This window comes from Siminovitchia fordii DSM 16014 = CIP 108821, assembly GCF_000374565.1.
In the GTDB taxonomy this organism is placed as follows: Bacteria; Bacillota; Bacilli; order Bacillales; family Bacillaceae_C; genus Siminovitchia; species Siminovitchia fordii.
In genome coordinates, this window is sequence record NZ_KB894697.1 from 22,006 (window position 1) to 41,328 (window position 19,323).

Sequence of the window (19,323 nt, forward strand, 5' to 3'; positions counted from 1 at the left end):
TTTTATTTTATTAGGGGTCTAACCCCATTTTAACCCCTTTTCGCTATTTTGCCGATTTCCTTTTTACAAAATTGAAACTGATTGGCTGGAAGGTTCTTTTTTTGTCATATATCCTATCTGTTTCGACAAGGGCTGCAGAAATCTTTTTCGCCAGCTTCATAACAAGGTTCAGACGTGTATTTTGGAGTACGACAAACTCCATATGGCCGGCCATATTGACAATCCCGGTAATAAAAGCGTCCCCCACTTCAGGAAGCTTTTTATTTACCCCCGCTCCTGGCTTGACAGGCCCTATTCCGACCTTAATTTCACCGATGTTGGCAATCCTGCCCAGACAAGCGTCAATGCCGATGATGAACGGATTTTTGTATGTTTTTTTCACATGTTGTAAAATATCCTTCAAGTTCATGGCATGAACAGGGTTCTCCAATGTTCCGTAAACATGAAAAAAGTTCATTCCCGCTTCAGATAAGAAAGATCCGATTAACGGTCCAAGCGAGTCGCCAGTTGACCGATCTGTTCCAATACATACAATGACGACAGGCTGATTTTTCTGTGAGGGAAGAAGGTCCAAAAGAGCGTCGGATATTTTATGAACAGCGGTTTGATCCTCAAAATGTACAATCGTATTAGATAAATTTTGTTGCTCCACCCCAATCCCCCTTTGGCTCAGTCGTCTTATGTGAAAGACCGCTCAATTATTTTCTTATTTGATAATCAGTATACGAAGAACAACTGATTTCTATACATGGTGTTGGGAATAAGAGGGATTTTTAATGTGTCATTGGAAAGGGGCATGATTTATTGGTAAAATGAAAAATAATTCAAGAACTGGGTCAGGTGACAAAATGGACGAACAACTGAAAGAATTTAAAGATCTTGAAAAGAATACAAACATATTTTTAGATAAGCTGACCAACCCCGATTTATGGATTAAATATGGATTTATAGCCTTGAAAATCATCATCATAATAATTTTGTCTTCTATCATCATCCGAGTGGGAAAGGCAGCGATCGGAAGAATTTTTAAAAGAAGATCAAATGTACCGCTGCAATTTTCAGAGAGGCGTGAAGCGACTCTTATCAAACTTTTGCAGAACATCTTGACGTATACTGTTTATTTTATTGCTATCGTCATGATTCTTTCATCTTTGAATATCGATGTGACGGGAATATTGGCTGGTGCGGGTATTCTGGGACTTGCCGTCGGCTTTGGCGCTCAGAACCTTGTGAAAGATGTTATTGGCGGATTTTTCATCATCTTTGAAGACCAATTTTCCGTCGGTGACTATGTCCGAATCGGAGAATTTGAAGGAACTGTCAATGAAATCGGTCTCCGGACAACGAAGATATTGAATTGGACAGGTGAACTATACATTCTTCAAAACGGCAATATTACGGAAGTGACGAATTTTTCCTTACATAACAGTGTAGCTGTTGTGGATATTTACCTTGGCTATCAAGCGGATCTGAAGAAAGTGGAAAGCCTGATCGAAAATTTGCTTGAAACGATGCCGGAAAAATATGAACAAATCGTCGAGACACCCACTGTCCTGGGAATTCAGCAAATGGGTGCTTCAGAAATTGTACTCAGAGTAACAGCGGAGACATTGCCGCTTCAAAACTGGTTCATTGCAAGAGAACTGCGCAAGGCAATCAAGCTGGAATTAGATGCGCATCGGGTGGAAATCCCATATCAGCGAATTGTGATGATGAGAGGGGACGACCACCAACAGAACGATCATTTTGGTGACCGACAAGGGGGATAAGAATGGAGAAAAAGGATTTTAACCTTCATGACGTTGTTGAAATGAAAAAACCTCATCCATGCGGAACCAATCGTTGGCGGATTATCCGGATGGGGATGGATATCCGCATGAAATGTGAAGGATGCGGACATAGCGTCATGCTGCCAAGGCGGGAATTCACTAGAAAAATGAAAAAGATTTTGGAAAAGCATGAGGAGTAACTTCATGCTTTTCGTTTGGAAGAACAAGGTGCCTGCGCTTTATCTTCATGAACTAAATATGAAATTGGTTGCAAATGCTGCTGGGTGACCCAGTAATTCACCTTGCGCTTTTTTCACCCAGTCTCTATAATTATGAATGGATTGGGGGCAGAGTCTGCCCCGACGAAGAGGAGTGACCGAAATGGCCCTAACGGCAGGGATTGTTGGTTTGCCAAATGTAGGCAAATCGACCTTATTTAATGCAATTACAAAAGCAGGAGCGGAAGCGGCGAACTATCCATTTTGTACGATTGACCCAAATGTCGGAATTGTAGAAGTTCCGGACGACCGCCTCCAAAAATTGACCGAACTTGTCAAGCCGAAGAAGACTGTACCAACGGCTTTTGAATTCACTGATATTGCTGGAATTGTCAAAGGAGCAAGTAAAGGGGAAGGACTTGGGAATAAGTTCCTGTCCCATATCCGCCAAGTGGATGCTATTTGTCACGTTGTACGTTGTTTTGCAGATGGTGACATTACCCACGTATCTGGAAAAGTGGATCCCATTGATGATATTGAGACAATTAATCTCGAATTGATTTTGGCAGATTTGGAATCCGTTGAAAAACGTATTGGCCGAGTAGAAAAAATGGCGAAGCAAAAAGACAAGGATGCCATGGCAGAATTTGAAGTCTTGAGCAAATTGAAGAGTACATTTGAATCAGATCAGCCGGCAAGAGCAGTTGACTTTTCCGATGATCAGCTTAAAATTGTCAAACAGCTTCATCTGCTGACAAGCAAGCCTGTTTTATATGTGGCGAATGTCGGAGAAGACGATTTGACTGATCCATCAGGTAACGAATACGTAAAAAAGGTTATGGATTACGCGAAAAATGATAACGCGGAAGTCATCATCATCAGTGCCAGAATCGAAGAAGAGATTGCTGTCCTTGACGATGATGAAAAAGCGATGTTCCTTGAAGAATTAGGGATTGAAGAATCCGGATTGGATCAATTGATCCGTGCAGCTTATCATCTTTTGGGACTGGCCACTTATTTTACTGCAGGTGAACAGGAAGTCCGGGCTTGGACATTCAAAAAAGGGATGAAAGCCCCGCAATGTGCCGGAATCATTCATACTGATTTCGAAAAAGGTTTTATCCGCGCCGAAACAGTTTCTTACGACGATTTATGGGATGCCGGATCAATGGCTGCAGCCAAAGAGGCGGGAAAAGTCCGGTTGGAAGGAAAAGAATATTTGGTACAGGATGGCGATGTCATTCATTTCCGCTTTAATGTATAAGTAAGTGTACAAGAAAGTCTGTAAACAAACGTTTGCAGGCTTTTTTCTTTTTTATAAGGAGGAAAACGGAAGGAGTCCATCGAAATGAGGGAGTAAGCGCTTTCTAAAGGCTAAGGGGGAGAATTGTTTGAGGGAAGTTGTCATTGTTGAATCCGTAAGAACGCCAGTTGGAAAAAGAAACGGCTTATTAAGCCACATACGTCCGGATGAACTTCTTGCCATGGTTTTAAAGGAAGTTATAGAAAGGGTCGGAGTGGAAGCAACACACGTGGAGGATGTCATTGCCGGATGCGTGACACAGACAAGTGAACAGGCGAATGATATTGCAAGGCTTGCAGCTTTGATAGCGGGATTTCCGATGACGGTTCCAGGAGTCACGATTGACAGGCAGTGTGGTTCAAGCCAGCAGGCTGTCCATTTTGCATGCCAGGCCATTTTAAGTGGAGATATGGATGTGGTCATAGCTTGTGGAGTGGAAAGCATGTCCCGCGTACCCATGTTCTCGAATTTGCAGGGAGCGAAAAACAGCAGCCTGTTAACAGAGCGTTATGAAATGATCAATCAAGGTCTTTCAGCAGAACGGATTGCAGAACAATGGGGATTTTCAAGGGAAGAACTGGACCGCTTTTCCTTGGAGAGCCATGAAAAAGCTGTAAGAGCAATGAAGGAAGGGCGATTTGACCGTGAGATCATGGAAGTGAACACAGAAAATGGAACTATAAATAAAGATGAAGGCCCCCGTGAAAATACATCAATGGAGAAACTGGCAGCTTTGGAGCCTCCTTTTTTAAAAAACGGAAAAATTACTGCAGGCAATGCAAGCCAAATTAGCGATGGGGCTGCAGCCATATTGCTTATGTCCGGTGAAAAAGCGGAGGAGCTTGGATTAAAACCACGATTCCGGGTCAATTCAAGATCAGTGGTGGGGTCTGACCCCACCTTGATGCTGACGGGCCCGGTTGCCGCAACGGAACAAGCACTGAAGAAAGCTGAAATGGATCTTTTTGATATTGATTTATTTGAAGTGAACGAAGCCTTTGCTTCAGTCCCTCTTCATTGGTTGAAGGAAACAGGGGCGGACCCAGGAAAATTGAATGTGAATGGAGGTGCGATCGCATTAGGACACCCGCTAGGCGCAAGTGGAGCCAGAATTATGACTACGCTGCTCCATGAATTGGAAAGGCAGCAAAAAAATTTCGGACTTCAGGCGATTTGTGAAGGTTTCGGCATGGCAAACGCAACGATTATTGAAAGGTTGGAGCATCAATAATTTTCAATACGGGGAGTGGTATACATGGGAGGGCCTACACTCAGGGATGTGTTTGAGCAGACTGTTGCAAAGTTTCCCTTTAAAGAAGGGCTTGCAGATCGGCGACTGGGAAAAAGCTGGACTTACAGTGAATGGGATCGGGAGGTAAATCATCTTGCTAATGCATTCAGACAATCAGGAGTAAAAAAAGGGGACAGAGTATCCACAGTTTTATACAACACGGCTGAGTTTGCAACGGCTTTGTTTGCCTGCATGAAAATCGGTGCAGTTTTCAATCCGATCAATTTTCGCCTGATGGGAAAAGAAGTGGAGTTTATTTTACGTGATGCGTGCCCGAAAATCGTACTGTATGAAAAAGCAACAAGCGGTCCGGTTGCACATGCTGCCAAGTCAGTCTCAAACATACAGTTTTGGTGTATTGACGAACCTGATTCATTTGCTAAAAACTATTACGAAGAGACGTCTAAAGCTTCATCTGAGAGACCGGATTGTGAACTCGATGAAAATGATCCATACGCGATCATGTATACATCAGGGACAACGGGGATGCCAAAAGGTGTCATGCATTCCCATCGTAATATGGTGGATCAAAGCCTGATCATGTCAGCCGTCATGCGAGTGACAAAAAATGAAAGGGGCCTGTGTATAGCACCTATGTTTCACTGTGCCGAGCTCCATTGTGCCTTTCTTCCCCGCCTTATGATGGGTGGGACAAATATCATTATGCACCATTTTGATGCAAAAGAACTTGTACAGGCTATCAAAGAAGAGAAAATCACCCATTTTTTTGCTGCGCCAACGATGTGGAATATGATGTTGCGTGAAGATTTAACTGATGCCGATTTTTCCAGTTTGCGTGCGGGGCTGTATGGGGGTGCTCCCATGGCTCCGGCTCTTGTTAAAGAAGTCAACAATACCTTGGGTATCGATTTATTTCAAGCATATGGAATGACCGAAATGGGTCCCGCCATTTCAGTATTATATGATGATGAGCAATTAGCAAAGTCGGGAGCAGCAGGAAAAGCCTTGATAAATCATGAAATAAGGGTGATCAAGATAAGAGAAGGAACGCCATCCGATCCCGAAGATATTTGCGCTCCCGGAGAATTGGGAGAAATCATTGTGAGAGGACCAAGTACTATGCTTGAATACTTCAATCGTCCGGATGCCACAAAAGAAGCACTGTATAAAGGATGGTACCATTCCGGTGATGTTGGGTATTTGGACAAAGAGGGATTTCTGTGGGTGAGTGACCGCGTAAAAGATATGATCCTATCCGGTGGGGAAAACATCTATTCAAGGGAAGTCGAAGATGTCCTGTTCGAGCATCCCGGTGTTTTGGATGCGGCCGTAATCGGAGAGCCCGATGAATTATGGGGAGAAAGGGTGGTTGCTTTTGTGGTGAAAAAAGACTTTTCTTTGTCGGCCGAGGAACTTGATAAATTTTGTACGGAAAATGATCGGCTTGCACGGTATAAAAGACCGCGCCGTTATGAATTTATGGATGAACTTCCAAGGAATGCTAGTGGTAAGCTGCAAAAGTTTATATTGAGAGAGCAGGCTGCCACTCAAAAAAAAATAAAAGGTATTCTCCCGCTATATATTCAGTTTTCACCTGTTTAATGGTATAAAGCCCCTCATTTCTTCGAATAATAGAACAGAATCAATAGCAAAATATGCTGTTGGTCTTTCCTTTGAAGAAAAGGGGGTGTTCCGCATGAACACATTACGGAAGATTGCTTTGGCTCTGGTTATTGTCGGTGCAATTAACTGGGGATTGATTGGTTTATTCAGGTTCGACCTGGTGGCTGCCATATTTGGCGGACAAACTGCAGGATTGTCGCGGTTAATCTATACTTTAGTCGGATTGAGCGGTCTCATTTGCTTGTCATATTTCTTCGATCGGGAGACAGTCGATGAGAAGGAAGATTATACAAGCCCAATTCAAGATGAAAGAACTGCCATCCGGCCAAACTATGGTACGGAATTTGCTGAAGACCCGGATCTTGATCATGCATTCAATCCATCCAGGGATGCGTACGATAAAGAGGAAGAATAATTTATAAGCCATGCAAGCCATAAAGGCGAGCATGGCTTTTTATTTTGAAAACCCATTAATAAGTTGATTTATGGGAACTAATGTTCTATAATGGAAGAAAGATCTGAGAATGATTCTTGACAGCGTCCGATACACTAAAATGATATTTGTTTTATTCGGTCCTTTATGTTATAATTTTTCTCTGTGAGTAATGAAAGTTGCTCCTTGCCCTCTATTTTTTTGAGGGCCGCACAGACCATAAGGAGGTGGATCATTGATGAGAAAGTACGAAATCATGTACATCATTCGCCCTAATATTGAGGAAGAAGCGAAGCAATCTGTAGTAGAGCGTTTCGATAATATTCTTGCTTCCCAAGGGGCTGAAATCATCGAATCAAAGGATTGGGGCAAACGTCGTTTGGCATACGAGATTGAGGATTTCCGCGAAGGTTACTATCGCTTAATCAACGTAAATGCAAACGCTGAAGCAGTTCAGGAATTCGAACGTCTTGCTAAGATTAACGATGATATCATCCGTCACATTGTGATTAAAGAAGAAGAAAAATAAACAGAAAAATTGTTCCACGTGGAACAGTATAAGAATAGTAAATCGGGAAGAGGTTGATTCTGATGATGAACCGAGTAGTATTAGTTGGCCGATTAACTAAAGATCCGGATTTGCGCTACACTCCAAACGGTGTGCCTGTTGCGAACTTCACATTAGCTGTTAACCGTACGTTTACAAATCAGCAGGGTGAACGTGAAGCAGATTTTATCAACTGCGTAGTGTGGCGCCGCCCGGCGGAAAATGTTGCCAACTTCTTGAAAAAGGGGAGCTTGGCAGGGGTGGACGGCCGTTTACAGACACGCAGCTATGATGATCAGGATGGTAAACGAGTGTATGTAACTGAGGTAGTTGCAGACAGTGTTCAATTTCTGGAACCAAGAGGTGCTGCTTCACAAGATCGCGGCGGTGACTTTGGCGGAAGCCAATTCGGTGGCGGCGGTCAACGCAGCCAAAGCCCATCCTACGGTGACCAAAGGAATCAGGGCTATACTCGGACAGATGAAGACCCATTCTCAAATGATGGACAACCAATCGACATCTCAGATGACGATCTTCCATTTTAATAAAATTGTGAAGGAGGGTTTTTAATGGCAGGTGGACGCAGAGGCGGACGTAAACGCCGGAAAGTGTGTTTCTTTACATCGAACGGAATTACACACATCGACTACAAAGATGTAGATCTACTTAAAAAGTTCATTTCCGAACGTGGAAAGATTCTTCCACGTCGTGTGACTGGAACAAGTGCTAAGTACCAACGTAAATTGACAGTAGCTATCAAACGTGCTCGTCAAATGGCACTTCTTCCATTCGTATCAGGTGAATAATAAAAAGGAAGCAGTGAGGAGAAATCCTTGCTGCTTTTTTTATGATTTAGGAAATGATAGAAAGACTATGTTTTAGATATTAAGATCGGGTCATGCTCAATCCAGGTCCGCCGGACAGGCAGTCCAAGTGCAAGAGAGGCGACAGGACGTCGCAGTTCGAGCCCTGCCGCCGGACAGGAGGTCCAAGTGCAAGCGAGGCGACAGGACGTCGCAGTTCGAGCCTGCCGCCGGACAGGCAGCCCTTGTGCTATTTTGAGTTTTCCTCGATGTCATCGGTACAAGGTACAAGGATTAAGCCGTCCGGTGAAGAAGTAAAGGCAGACTACGTCGATACACAGGCTCTTATGCTTTTGATCTGGCAGGTAAAAATCTCACCTGTTCTTTTACAAATTGTCTTTCAGGGAATTGTCTTGGTTACTCGTGAGACTTATCGGGGGTTTTTTGTTAAAATAGACTGGTACATACTTAATGAGGTGACAAAGTGAAGAATACCCGCATGCTCACAGAAGGGGCGTTACTGCTTGCTGTTTTTACAGTTCTTTTGATTCTTTCTGTCTACGTTCCAATGGCGACTCTCGCTACTCAATTTTTTTTAATAATGCCTTTTCTCTTATACAGTTCGAAATATCCTTTAAAAAATGCAATTGTTCTGGTTGTGGGCGCCATTTTTATGGCTATGGTTGCAGGGACGGTGCTTGCGGCTCCAATGGCCATTATGTATGGCTCAACCGGCACAATTATGGGTTATTGTATTCGAACTGGAAAAAGCAAAATGGTTACCTATGCGGCTTCGAGTTTTGTGTTTTTGGGTAATATTGTATTATTCTATGTAATTGCAGCCCAGCTATTTGGCATGAATTTCTTGGATGAACTCGTTCGGATTTTTTCAAGTTCAGTCGACCAATATGTCAATATGATGAGAACTCTTGGTCAGACTCCCGACCCGAACATGGTAAAGCAGCTTCAGGATATGATTGGAATGATGAAAACGTTGGCTCCGAGTCTCTTGTTGGGTGGTGCGTTTTTATCCGTCATTTTATTTATGGTGATTAACTTCCCTATTATCAAAAGATTTGGGGTTGATGTACCCAAATTCCCACCTTTCAGAATGGTAAATTTTCCGAGAAGCATCTTATGGTATTATTTAATCACCTTGATCGTATCTCTCTTTATCAAGCCTGAAGAAGGAACATTTTTGCATATGGCGATTATCAACGCTGCCTATATTTTGCAGGTTTTGCTGCTGATCCAGGGTCTGGCCTTTATCTTTTACTACGGTTATGTAAAAAATTGGCCGAAAGCCATACCGATTATTGCCACGGTGATGACGCTTTTATTGCCTTTGTTTTTCTCTCTAGTGAGGTTATTGGGTATAATTGATTTAGGTTTCGATTTAAGACAGCGACTGGCAAAAAAGTAATGTTATGAAAAAATATTAATGGAGTAAAGGGAGCTGAAAGGATGCCGCCATATATGAATAAAAAGAAGAGCTTTCCTCCTATCATTGGGATTGTCACTTTAAGCGCCGTTCTTCTTGTAATTATCAGTCTCCAATACTGGTGGGCAGGCGTGATAGGAGCTCTCTTGCTTATCATTTTCCTGATTTTATTTTTAAAATCCCAAAAGGATAGGCTAAGGGAAATCGAAAGGTATATTTCCACGCTTTCCCACCGTGTGAAAAAGGTGGGAGAAGAAGCATTACTGGATATGCCAATCGGAGTGATGCTGATCAACGATGATTACATCATTGAATGGACTAATGCCTATATGGCATCGCGGCTGGGTGAGACTTCCCTTGTCGGCTGTTCACTCTACGAGATAGCGGAGTCGCTCATTCCTCCTATTCAGCAAGAAAAAGAATCTGAAATTATTACATTGAATGAACGAAAGTATCGTGTCTTATTGAAAAATGAAGAACGCCTTCTTTATTTTTTTGATGTAACTGAAGAAATGGAAACGATGAAGCGATATCAGGATGAACGCCAGGTTATCGCCACAATCTTACTCGACAACTATGATGACGCGACACAGGGAATGAATGACCAGACGAAAAGTGAACTGAATAGTACAGTCACCGCTTTATTGAATGAATGGGCTTTGGAACACGGTATTTTCTTGAAAAGAACGTCTTCCGACCGTTTTATTATTTTATTGAATGAAAAAACTTTGCATGAGTTGGAAAAAGATAAGTTTTCCATTCTGGATGTTGTAAGGGAAACCACGGCAAAGCAGCATGTGCCGATTACTTTAAGCATCGGTGTAGGCCTTGGAGTTTCAGATTTCCCTGAACTTGGAGCGCTTTCTCAATCAAGCCTTGATTTGGCCTTGGGACGCGGAGGAGACCAGGTTGCAATGAAACTGCCAAATGGAAAATTGAAATTCTACGGTGGAAAAACAAATCCGATGGAGAAAAGAACCCGGGTCCGTGCCCGTGTCATCTCGCATGCCTTGAAAGATTTGATTCTTGGAAGCGATAAGGTCATTGTCATGGGACATAAGTTCCCTGATCTTGATGCAATCGGTTCTGCTATAGGGGTCAGAAAAGCAGCAGAGATGAATGAAAAGGAAGGCTATATTGTCATAGACTACAATGAAATTGATACAAGTGTCAAAAGGCTTGTGGAGGAATTGAAAAACGAGCCGGAGCTTTATTCCAGGCTTATATCTCCGGAAGATGCATTGGAAATCGCAACTGAAGATACACTTCTTGTTGTTGTTGATACACATAAACCTTCTTTAGTAATTGAAGAAAAACTGCTCAATAAAACCGACCGGGTCGTAGTCATCGACCATCACCGAAGAAGTGAAGATTTTATCAACAAGCCGCTGCTTGTTTATATGGAGCCATACGCATCATCTACATCCGAGCTTGTGACGGAGTTGCTCGAATATCAGCCGAAGGGTAAAAAGCTGCACATGTTGGAAGCAACAGCCCTTTTATCAGGTATTATTGTAGATACGAAAAGTTTTACATTAAGGACCGGATCTCGGACATTTGACGCGGCTTCCTATTTGAGGGCCCGCGGTGCGGATACGATACTTGTACAAAGCTTCATGAAGGAAGATGTCGGCTCTTATATTAAAAGAGCCAAACTAATTGAAACAATGGAATTTTACAAGAACGGTGTAACAATTGCCACCGGCAACGAAAATGTGGTCTACAGTCCGGTCATGATTGCGCAGGCGGCTGACACCCTGTTGACAATGGATGGCGTGGCTGCTTCATTTGTCGTTTCCAAGCGGGCTGAGGACGTTGTGGGAATCAGCGCTCGTTCCCTTGGAGAAGTGAATGTACAGATTATCATGGAAATGCTCGGAGGTGGAGGGCATTTGACGAATGCGGCGGCGCAGCTCCCGGGAGTCACCGTGGTAGAAGCAGAACTGCAGCTAAGGCAGGTGCTGGATGAATATTTTGAAGGAGGTCAAACATCGTGAAAGTCATTTTTTTAAAAGATGTAAAAGGTAGAGGAAAAAAAGGCGAAGTGAAGGATGTTGCTGTCGGTTATGCACAAAACTTCCTTTTCAAACAAGGTCTGGCAATTGAAGCAACTCCTGGGAATATGGCCAATCTAAAAAACCAGCAAAAGAAAGAGCAGAAGCTGGAAGAAGAAGCATTGCAGGAAGCCAAAAACCTGAAAGAAGAAGTAGAAAAGCTTAAGGTAGAGATTAAGGCGAAATCCGGGGAAGGCGGACGGTTATTCGGCTCAATCACAAACAAGCAAGTGGCAGATGAACTGAAAAAGACACATAATATCAAGGTGGACCGTAGGAAAATTGAAATGGATCAGCCAATCAGAACTCTCGGTGTGACAAAAGTGCCAGTCAAACTTCATCATGAAGTGACTGCGACGCTTAATGTTCATGTAGTAGAGCAAAAATAATATATGTCTATTGAAAGATTCATGATAGAATAGAATAAACGATAAAAATGTGATCTGGTTTTTGCCGGTCACATTTTTTACTGCTTAGTAAATGATAAAACATTTTTTTATCCTAATATGCTTTGTCCAATTTCAGCGCCTATCTCCTCAGGATCACAGGCTTGCAAGAAAGATGGTGATCCAGGGGATAGCTTATTCGAGTTTCAGCCCCGTCACATAGCTGTATGAAGTATCATCCAAGAGGTATCCATTTAAAGTAATTGAAATTGGTAATGGATGAAGAACTGCCTCATTGGGAATCGTCTTGTACGGCTGACGCTTTTGTTTTGGGTCAACGAGGTTGAAAAGGGGAGGTGACCTGTACATTGAATGAGTTGATGATTGACCGTACACCGCCGCAAAATATAGAAGCTGAGCAGGCTGTGATCGGTGCGATTTTTCTTGATCCTGCGGCTATTGTATTGGCATCCGAAATACTGCTTCCAGAAGATTTTTACCGCAGTGCCCATCAGAAAATATATGAAGTCATGCTCCATTTAAATGAAACAGGACATGCCGTTGATTTGGTTACTGTCACGGAACAACTCGCTGCCTCCAAACTGCTGGAGGATGTAGGCGGAATTTCCTATTTGAGTGAGCTTTCTGTATCTGTCCCGACAGCAGCCAACGTCGGCTACTATGCCAGAATCGTCGAAGAAAAGGCTTTGCTGCGCCGTCTGATCCGTACAGCCACTGATATTGCGACAGAGGGTTATACACGAGAAGATGAAGTGGAAGCCCTGCTTGATGAAGCTGAAAAAAGCATCATGGAAGTGGCCCAGCGTAAAAATTCAGGTGCTTTTCAAAATATTAAAGATGTCCTTGTCCGTACATATGACAATATTGAATTGCTTCATAACCGGAAAGGGGAAGTGACGGGGATACCGACGGGATTCTCGGAATTGGACCGGATGACCGCGGGGTTCCAGCGAAATGATCTGATCATCGTTGCGGCGCGGCCGTCTGTTGGAAAGACAGCCTTTGCACTGAATATCGCCCAAAATGTTGCCACAAAAACCGACGAAAATGTGGCTATCTTCAGTTTGGAAATGGGAGCGGAGCAGCTTGTAATGAGGATGCTCTGCGCAGAAGGGAATATTGATGCCCAAAATTTGAGAACAGGCTCCCTTACAGATGAAGACTGGCGAAAACTGACGATGGCAATGGGAAGTTTATCAAATTCGGGCATTTATATAGATGATACGCCAGGAATACGGGTTAGCGAAATTCGGTCAAAATGCCGGAGACTGAAGCAGGAAAGTGGACTGGGAATGATCTTGATCGACTACTTGCAGCTGATTCAAGGGAGCGGCCGGTCAAAAGAAAATCGCCAGCAGGAAGTATCCGAAATCTCCCGTTCACTAAAGGCGCTCGCCCGTGAATTGGAAGTTCCAGTCATCGCGCTATCACAGCTTTCCCGGGGGGTCGAGCAGCGACAGGATAAAAGGCCGATGATGTCCGACATCCGGGAATCCGGGTCCATTGAGCAGGATGCCGATATCGTTGCGTTCCTGTACCGTGATGATTATTATGACAAGGAAACGGAAAATAAAAATATCATCGAAATCATTATCGCAAAACAGCGTAATGGTCCAACAGGAACTGTATCGCTGGCATTTGTAAAAGAATATAACAAATTCGTCAACCTTGAACGAAGGTTTGATGAGATGGACGCTCCACCCGGAGCGTAGTTTCGAGCACCTCTTCGGAGGTGCTTTTTTTCTTCTCCGGAACCTTATGAGCTCTGTACCGTACATAATACAAGAGGTGAGCAGATGTGAAGAAAATTCTTTGGATCATAGCCGGTGCACTGTGTATCATCCTATTGATTATTGGATTCGGGATTTGGTTCATCCAAAAGGAGTTCAAGGAGGATGATCCTGAATTTGTCATGCAGTTGATCAAAGACCAGGCGGATTCAAAAGATGTTGCTTTATCAATCGTACATAACGGAACTCGGATTGCCGATGTAAACAGTGACCAGCCTTTGCCGCTGGCCAGTACGATGAAGATCATTGTTGCAATTGAATACGCGAAGCAGGCAGCGGAAGGAACGGTTGATCCTGAAGAGAAGGTAAGCATTAAGGAATTAGACAAGTACTACCTTCCTAAGACCGACGGCGGCGCACATAAGGCATGGATGGGCTCCTTAAAGGATGATAATGATACAGAGATTGAGCAGGTGCCCATCAGTGAAGTCGCCAATGGAATGATTACCTTCAGCTCCAACGCAAATACTGATTTTCTCATAAAACGTTTAGGGCTCGATAACATCAATGAGGTGCTTATACAGACGGGGCTATTTCAACATGAACAGATTTATCCAATCGGTGGCGCGATGTTTATTCCCTTTACGTTGATGGAAGAGGAACAAATGTCCAAGAAGAAAGCATTAAAGGTTCTTCAAGATATGTCGTTGGATGAATATCGGCAAAGAGCAACTGAAATAGTGAATCAATGGGATGTGGAGCCACCGACGGCCGAGCAAAAGAGAAAAGCAGCATCTGCATTGGATATGAAATTCCAGAAAATCTGGTCCGACAGGCTGCCGAGAGCAACGACAGGAGATTATGTTTCTCTGATGGAAAAATTAAATAGCAAACAGTATTTTTCCAAAGAAATACACACTTTTCTTGACCCTGTTATGGAAGGATTGATGCAAAATCCACAAAATCGCGAGTGGCTCAAACATGCGGGACAAAAAGGTGGTTCGACAGCCTTTGTATTAACGAAAGCCATGTATGCAGAAGATAAAAAAGGCAACCGGACAGAGCTTGCTTTTTTTGCCAATGATCTGGGTACGATTGAACAAATGCAGCTGACAAAAAAATTGAACAGTTTTCAACTTGAAATTTTGACAAATCCTTCTTTCCGTTCAAAAGTGGAAAAAGAATTTGGAACTTCGAATTCTGTTAATCAAACTGAATTATAGGTTATAATATGATTGGAGCAAAAATACAATTGTAAAAGCGAACAAATAATATGAAAACTGTCAAAAATGTTCGCTTGTGCGAAATCTGCACTGATAAAATGTATATGTTCCACATCAGGGTTCGTCACGAACCATCGGAGGTGCTTTTTGTATGTCATCAGTAGTAGTTGTCGGTACACAATGGGGAGATGAAGGAAAAGGGAAGATTACAGACTTCTTATCCGAAAACGCAGAAGTGATTGCCCGTTATCAGGGGGGCAACAATGCCGGCCACACAATCCAATTTAACAATGTTACATATAAACTGCATTTAATTCCTTCAGGGATTTTTTATAAAAATAAAATCAGTGTGATCGGAAACGGAATGGTTGTTGATCCAAAAGCGCTTGTTCAGGAGCTTGAGTATTTGCACGGACATTCCATTTCCACCGATAATTTGAGAATCAGCAACAGAGCCCATGTCATACTTCCATACCATCTTAAGATTGACGAAGTAGAAGAAGAACGCAAAGGCGCAAATAAAATTGGCACTACCAAAAAAGGGATCGGTCCCGCATACATGGATAAAGCTGCCCGTATCGGTATCCGTATCGCCGATCTGTTGGACCGTGAAGTTTTTGAGGAAAAATTGACTCGCAACTTGAAAGAGAAAAACCGTCTGTTGGAGCGTTTTTATGAGACAGAGGGCTTTAAACTGGAAGACATCCTGGATGAATATTATGAATATGGGCAGCAGTTCAAGGACTATGTGTGTGATACATCCGTTGTGCTGAATGATGCGCTTGATGAAGGTAAACGCGTTCTTTTTGAAGGAGCACAAGGCGTCATGCTTGATATTGATCAGGGAACTTATCCGTTTGTCACATCATCCAACCCGGTTGCGGGAGGAGTAACAATCGGTTCTGGTGTCGGACCAACGAAAATTGACCATGTTGTCGGTGTATGTAAAGCTTATACATCCCGTGTGGGAGACGGCCCGTTCCCAACAGAATTGAAAGATGAAGTCGGTGACAAAATCCGTGAAGTCGGCCGTGAATACGGTACAACGACAGGACGCCCGCGCCGTGTCGGCTGGTTTGATAGTGTCGTTGTCCGCCATGCCCGCAGAGTCAGCGGATTGACTGACCTTTCGTTGAACTCCATCGACGTGCTGACAGGAATTGAAACGGTAAAAATCTGTACAGCATATGATTATAAAGGTACATTAATCAAAGAATATCCCGCTAACCTAAACATCTTAAAAGATTGCAAGCCTGTGTATGAGGAACTTCCTGGCTGGACTGAAGATATCACAGGTTGCAAAACATTGGATGAACTGCCTGCGAATGCACGCCATTACCTTGAGCGTGTATCGCAATTGACAGGTGTACCTCTTTCCATCTTCTCCGTGGGACCGGATCGTTCACAGACAAATGTAGTCAAGAGTGTGTGGAGATAATAAGACTTCGTTTAGTGACGTAAAGTCTAGGTGACTCCTGACGAGATAAAGAATTTCGGAAGCGCCCTTGGCCCGCTTCAACAAGCATAAGACAGTGCTTTTCCTCAGGGAATGGGCTTGTGACTTAAGGGATAGGTACTGCAACCGGGCAAAAGAAAAGTGTAGGCGACAAAAATGTAATAAACTCTAATAAGGTATAGGGGCTGTCAGACTCCATGCCTTTTTTTTTAGGTGGATGCTATCCCAATAAGCATGCCGTGCAATTATGTTCTGGGCTCGTACAATTAACATATGAACTCGTGCAATAGATCATTGAACTTACAAACAGTTGGTTCGAAACCACTATTGTCAGCAGTAAGTGTAAAGTCCTGAGGAGATCAACTTTTTACCTAATTCCCTCAGGTTTTTTTGTAGTAAAAAAGAATGATTCCCTCCACTTGCGCTATTCGTTTCCAAAAACCAAAGTTAAAATTAGAATATGCTTAGACTTCTATGGAAAGGAAGAAGAAGGTGAAAAGAATACTGTTTGTCATTTTGGCTGCCGGGGTAATTGTAGCAGGCTGCGGCAAAACTCAGGAGACGGAGACGAAAAAGGAGCCGGAACCTGATCAATCTGTTGAGGCAAAGGCCACAAAGGCCACAAAGGAAACCAAGGAAGACACTTGGTGGGAAAAAGAGCCAGAAGTCTATGAAGCGGCGGATTTGCCGAGGGAAATGACGGAGGATGAGAAGGGACTCATGAGGAAGCCCGGTGAATTCAGCGGGGATAAGTATGATGAAACTGCTGCAATTGAAAAACTCAAGGAGCTTCCGGATGATCTGACTGATGACCAATATGCGGAAGCAATCCTGAAATTGATAGCTGAAGATTATCACGAAGAAGTTCAAGACTTAATCAAGTTCGATCCAACTGTTGAAGCAACGGGCAGCCGCCCAGATGAGGAAATCGACGAACCGGCCGTGAACGGTGTCCATTATGCCATTTTATTGGATGCAAGTGGCAGCATGAACGCTCAAAACAAAGGCGGTACGAGAATGGAAGAGGCCAAAAGCGCCATTATGAGTTTCATAGATGTCCTGCCGAAGGAAAGCACTGTTTCCCTTCGTGTATACGGCCATGAAGGCACCGGCAGTGATGCGGATAAAGAACGATCCTGCGCTTCCACTGAAACGCTTTACAGCGGTGGAAATGATGCGAAAAAAATCCAATCTGCACTGGATGAAGTGAACCCTGCAGGCTGGACCCCTATTGGACAGGCAATTGCCGAGACCCGGAACGATATACCGGAAGACGCTGGTTCCGCCATAGTATACGTGGTCAGCGACGGAATTGAAACGTGCGGGGGAGATCCGGTAAAAGAGGCCAAACAATTGGCTGCAGAGGGAATTGAACCGATCATCAACATCATCGGTTTCCAGGTGGATAACGAAGCTCAACAGCTTTTAAAAGAAGTAGCCAAAGCCGGAAATGGGGAATTCACACTTGCCAATTCAAAGCAGGATGTGGAGAAATACTGGAAGGAAGAATACCGGCGCCTGATGGACGCATGGGAAAAGTGGCGGAATGAAAGCCTGAGAGAAGTGGAAGCCAAGCGGCGGGATTTACTTGATGAAGCGGAAGGTCTTGGACGATCTGTCATGGATAAATCGGAATTGGAGTTCAGGCATGCTGAAGCCCTTCAGTCAGCTTTGTCAAAAGAAGGCATTGTCAGTGAAGACTATAACACAGGAAAAGTTTGGAGCCTTTTATATGACCGAAAGACAAAAGTCTGGCGTTACGGTTATAAAACGAGTACGTCTGCCTGGCGAGATGCCTATGAAGGCGGCAGTAAAGCCTGGAGAGAAATTTATCATGAAGGCAGCCATAAATGGCAGGAATATTATCATAAACAATAAAGACCTGCATAGAATGTGTTAAACAGAATAGACAACCGTTCAAATTGTAAACATTATGTGACAATGTGGAAAAATAGGTTTATTTTTTGTAATTTCATGTCGGCATCTGTTGCACACTGAAAAAACCTATGATAATATATGATTTATTATATTATCCATCAAAAAGCATTGCGACGACATTGCCTCTCGCAGTGCTTTTTTAATAGAAATTAGGTATGGGGGCTAACCATCAGGTGTAAACGGTGTGAGAATCAAGTCTAATAGCCGTGGTGGTCCTCCCGAATTCGCCTTGCACTTTGCTTATATTCCTTTATAAAAAATTGTATCAGTTCTTTGATAAGATTGGTCCTGACGGATTTTAACCGCGTTTGGACCAGTCTCTTTTTTTATGGTAAAATAGTAAGATTAAGAGATGAAAAATTACTTCGTAAATATAGATGATAATTAAAACATGATGGGAGGAAACGGGGCTGTGGAAAAGAAGATTTTAGTAGTTGATGACGAGAAACCGATTGCCGATATTCTGCAGTTTAACTTAAAAAAAGAGGGATTTACGGTACAATGTGCCTATGATGGCGATGAGGCACTTGAACTTGTTGAGGAAATGCAGCCTGATATGGTTTTACTGGATATCATGCTCCCAAACCGTGATGGAATGGAAGTTTGCAGGGAAATCCGGAAGAAATATGAAATGCCGATTATTATGCTGACTGCCAAAGACTCCGAGATCGACAAAGTTCTGGGACTTGAGCTCGGCGCGGATGATTATGTGACAAAGCCTTTCAGCACAAGGGAACTGATTGCACGGGTGAAGGCAAATCTGCGCCGCCATGCACAGATTGCCGATCAGTTGACAGAAGAGGAAAATGATGAAATCACCATCGGTTCGCTAACCATTCATCCAAATGCCTATGTTGTGTCTAAAAATGGGGAAACCATCGAGTTGACACACCGTGAATTTGAACTTCTCCATTACCTGGCGAAGCACAGCGGACAAGTGATGACACGCGAGCACTTGCTGCAAACGGTTTGGGGCTATGATTATTTCGGGGATGTCAGGACAGTGGATGTAACCGTACGGCGCCTCAGGGAAAAAATAGAGGACAATCCGAGCCACCCTACATGGATTGTTACAAGAAGAGGAGTAGGCTACTATTTACGCATACCTGAACAGGAGTAGTCCCAT

General features: G+C 43.4%; 19 protein-coding genes. 18 read left to right on the plus strand and 1 reads right to left on the minus strand.

The annotated features are described in order from the left end of the window. Positions 1–43: 43 nt before the first annotated feature. Positions 44–652, minus strand: a complete 609-nt coding sequence (gene yyaC / locus C509_RS0115830; RefSeq protein ID WP_018707908.1) for a spore protease YyaC — start codon at positions 650–652, stop codon at positions 44–46. Between the two features lie 160 nt (positions 653–812). Here yyaC and C509_RS0115835 point away from each other — a divergent pair, with 160 nt between their 5' ends. The 18 genes from C509_RS0115835 to yycF all read left to right on the plus strand — a co-directional run bounded on the left by C509_RS0115835 (position 813) and on the right by yycF (position 19,317). Further along, positions 813–1,769 (plus strand): mechanosensitive ion channel family protein, encoded by a 957-nt coding sequence (locus C509_RS0115835; protein WP_018707909.1) that lies wholly within the window; start codon positions 813–815, stop codon positions 1,767–1,769. Positions 1,770–1,771: 2 nt separating this feature from the next. Then, positions 1,772–1,969: a DUF951 domain-containing protein gene (locus C509_RS0115840; protein ID WP_018707910.1), complete on the plus strand. Its 198-nt coding sequence runs from the start codon at positions 1,772–1,774 to the stop codon at positions 1,967–1,969. Between the two features lie 181 nt (positions 1,970–2,150). Next, positions 2,151–3,251, plus strand: coding sequence for a redox-regulated ATPase YchF (gene ychF, locus C509_RS0115850; RefSeq protein WP_018707911.1), 1,101 nt, complete (start codon positions 2,151–2,153; stop codon positions 3,249–3,251). Between the two features lie 127 nt (positions 3,252–3,378). Next, positions 3,379–4,521 (plus strand): thiolase family protein, encoded by a 1,143-nt coding sequence (locus C509_RS0115855; protein ID WP_018707912.1) that lies wholly within the window; start codon positions 3,379–3,381, stop codon positions 4,519–4,521. Positions 4,522–4,545: 24 nt separating this feature from the next. Beyond that, entirely contained in the window at positions 4,546–6,144 is a 1,599-nt protein-coding gene (locus C509_RS24090; protein ID WP_018707913.1) for a fatty acid--CoA ligase, read from the plus strand. A gap of 94 nt (positions 6,145–6,238) precedes the next feature. Beyond that, the gene (locus tag C509_RS0115865) at positions 6,239–6,580 is read left to right on the plus strand and encodes a DUF378 domain-containing protein (protein WP_018707914.1); all 342 of its coding nucleotides are present in this window, start codon (positions 6,239–6,241) and stop codon (positions 6,578–6,580) included. A 256-nt stretch (positions 6,581–6,836) separates the two neighbouring features. Continuing rightward, positions 6,837–7,127: a 30S ribosomal protein S6 gene (rpsF, locus tag C509_RS0115870; RefSeq protein WP_018707915.1), complete on the plus strand. Its 291-nt coding sequence runs from the start codon at positions 6,837–6,839 to the stop codon at positions 7,125–7,127. A gap of 62 nt (positions 7,128–7,189) precedes the next feature. Further along, complete coding sequence (ssb, locus tag C509_RS0115875) at positions 7,190–7,690, plus strand: single-stranded DNA-binding protein (protein WP_018707916.1); 501 nt, start codon at positions 7,190–7,192, stop codon at positions 7,688–7,690. Positions 7,691–7,714: 24 nt separating this feature from the next. After that, positions 7,715–7,951, plus strand: a complete 237-nt coding sequence (gene rpsR, locus C509_RS0115880; protein ID WP_018707917.1) for a 30S ribosomal protein S18 — start codon at positions 7,715–7,717, stop codon at positions 7,949–7,951. Between the two features lie 266 nt (positions 7,952–8,217). Then, positions 8,218–8,436, plus strand: coding sequence for a hypothetical protein (locus tag C509_RS0115885; protein WP_018707918.1), 219 nt, complete (start codon positions 8,218–8,220; stop codon positions 8,434–8,436). Then, positions 8,433–9,371: a YybS family protein gene (locus tag C509_RS0115890; protein ID WP_018707919.1), complete on the plus strand. Its 939-nt coding sequence runs from the start codon at positions 8,433–8,435 to the stop codon at positions 9,369–9,371. The genes C509_RS0115885 and C509_RS0115890 overlap by 4 nt, the downstream gene beginning before the upstream one ends. Positions 9,372–9,412: 41 nt before the next feature. Continuing rightward, a complete protein-coding gene (locus C509_RS0115895) occupies positions 9,413–11,386 on the plus strand; it encodes a DHH family phosphoesterase (RefSeq protein WP_018707920.1) in 1,974 nt (657 codons plus the stop codon). Continuing rightward, entirely contained in the window at positions 11,383–11,832 is a 450-nt protein-coding gene (rplI, locus tag C509_RS0115900; RefSeq protein WP_018707921.1) for a 50S ribosomal protein L9, read from the plus strand. Before C509_RS0115895 ends, rplI begins: the two co-directional genes overlap by 4 nt. A gap of 377 nt (positions 11,833–12,209) precedes the next feature. Then, the gene (gene dnaB / locus C509_RS0115905; RefSeq protein WP_373315345.1) at positions 12,210–13,562 is read left to right on the plus strand and encodes a replicative DNA helicase; all 1,353 of its coding nucleotides are present in this window, start codon (positions 12,210–12,212) and stop codon (positions 13,560–13,562) included. Positions 13,563–13,648: 86 nt separating this feature from the next. Beyond that, positions 13,649–14,803 carry a serine hydrolase gene (locus tag C509_RS0115910; protein WP_018707923.1) on the plus strand — a complete coding sequence of 385 codons (1,155 nt, stop codon included), beginning with the start codon at positions 13,649–13,651 and terminating at the stop codon, positions 14,801–14,803. A gap of 151 nt (positions 14,804–14,954) precedes the next feature. Then, positions 14,955–16,241 carry an adenylosuccinate synthase gene (locus C509_RS0115915; RefSeq protein WP_018707924.1) on the plus strand — a complete coding sequence of 429 codons (1,287 nt, stop codon included), beginning with the start codon at positions 14,955–14,957 and terminating at the stop codon, positions 16,239–16,241. Positions 16,242–16,751: 510 nt separating this feature from the next. After that, the gene (locus C509_RS0115920) at positions 16,752–18,137 is read left to right on the plus strand and encodes a vWA domain-containing protein (RefSeq protein ID WP_018707925.1); all 1,386 of its coding nucleotides are present in this window, start codon (positions 16,752–16,754) and stop codon (positions 18,135–18,137) included. Positions 18,138–18,591: 454 nt separating this feature from the next. Next, the gene (gene yycF, locus C509_RS0115925; protein ID WP_154654439.1) at positions 18,592–19,317 is read left to right on the plus strand and encodes a response regulator YycF; all 726 of its coding nucleotides are present in this window, start codon (positions 18,592–18,594) and stop codon (positions 19,315–19,317) included. Positions 19,318–19,323: the final 6 nt, after the last annotated feature.

Coding starts and splice junctions, on each gene's coding strand:
- C509_RS0115835 (WP_018707909.1), top strand. CDS start 813: ATGAAAAATAATTCAAGAACTGGGTCAGGTGACAAAATGGACGAACAA.
- C509_RS24090 (WP_018707913.1), top strand. CDS start 4,546: ATGGGAGGGCCTACACTCAGGGATGTGTTTGAGCAGACTGTTGCAAAG.
- C509_RS0115885 (WP_018707918.1), top strand. CDS start 8,218: ATGTCATCGGTACAAGGTACAAGGATTAAGCCGTCCGGTGAAGAAGTA.
- C509_RS0115840 (WP_018707910.1), top strand. CDS start 1,772: ATGGAGAAAAAGGATTTTAACCTTCATGACGTTGTTGAAATGAAAAAA.
- yycF (WP_154654439.1), top strand. CDS start 18,592: ATGGGAGGAAACGGGGCTGTGGAAAAGAAGATTTTAGTAGTTGATGAC.
- rpsF (WP_018707915.1), top strand. CDS start 6,837: ATGAGAAAGTACGAAATCATGTACATCATTCGCCCTAATATTGAGGAA.
- C509_RS0115915 (WP_018707924.1), top strand. CDS start 14,955: ATGTCATCAGTAGTAGTTGTCGGTACACAATGGGGAGATGAAGGAAAA.
- dnaB (WP_373315345.1), top strand. CDS start 12,210: ATGATTGACCGTACACCGCCGCAAAATATAGAAGCTGAGCAGGCTGTG.
- C509_RS0115895 (WP_018707920.1), top strand. CDS start 9,413: ATGCCGCCATATATGAATAAAAAGAAGAGCTTTCCTCCTATCATTGGG.
- ssb (WP_018707916.1), top strand. CDS start 7,190: ATGATGAACCGAGTAGTATTAGTTGGCCGATTAACTAAAGATCCGGAT.
- C509_RS0115865 (WP_018707914.1), top strand. CDS start 6,239: ATGAACACATTACGGAAGATTGCTTTGGCTCTGGTTATTGTCGGTGCA.
- rpsR (WP_018707917.1), top strand. CDS start 7,715: ATGGCAGGTGGACGCAGAGGCGGACGTAAACGCCGGAAAGTGTGTTTC.
- ychF (WP_018707911.1), top strand. CDS start 2,151: ATGGCCCTAACGGCAGGGATTGTTGGTTTGCCAAATGTAGGCAAATCG.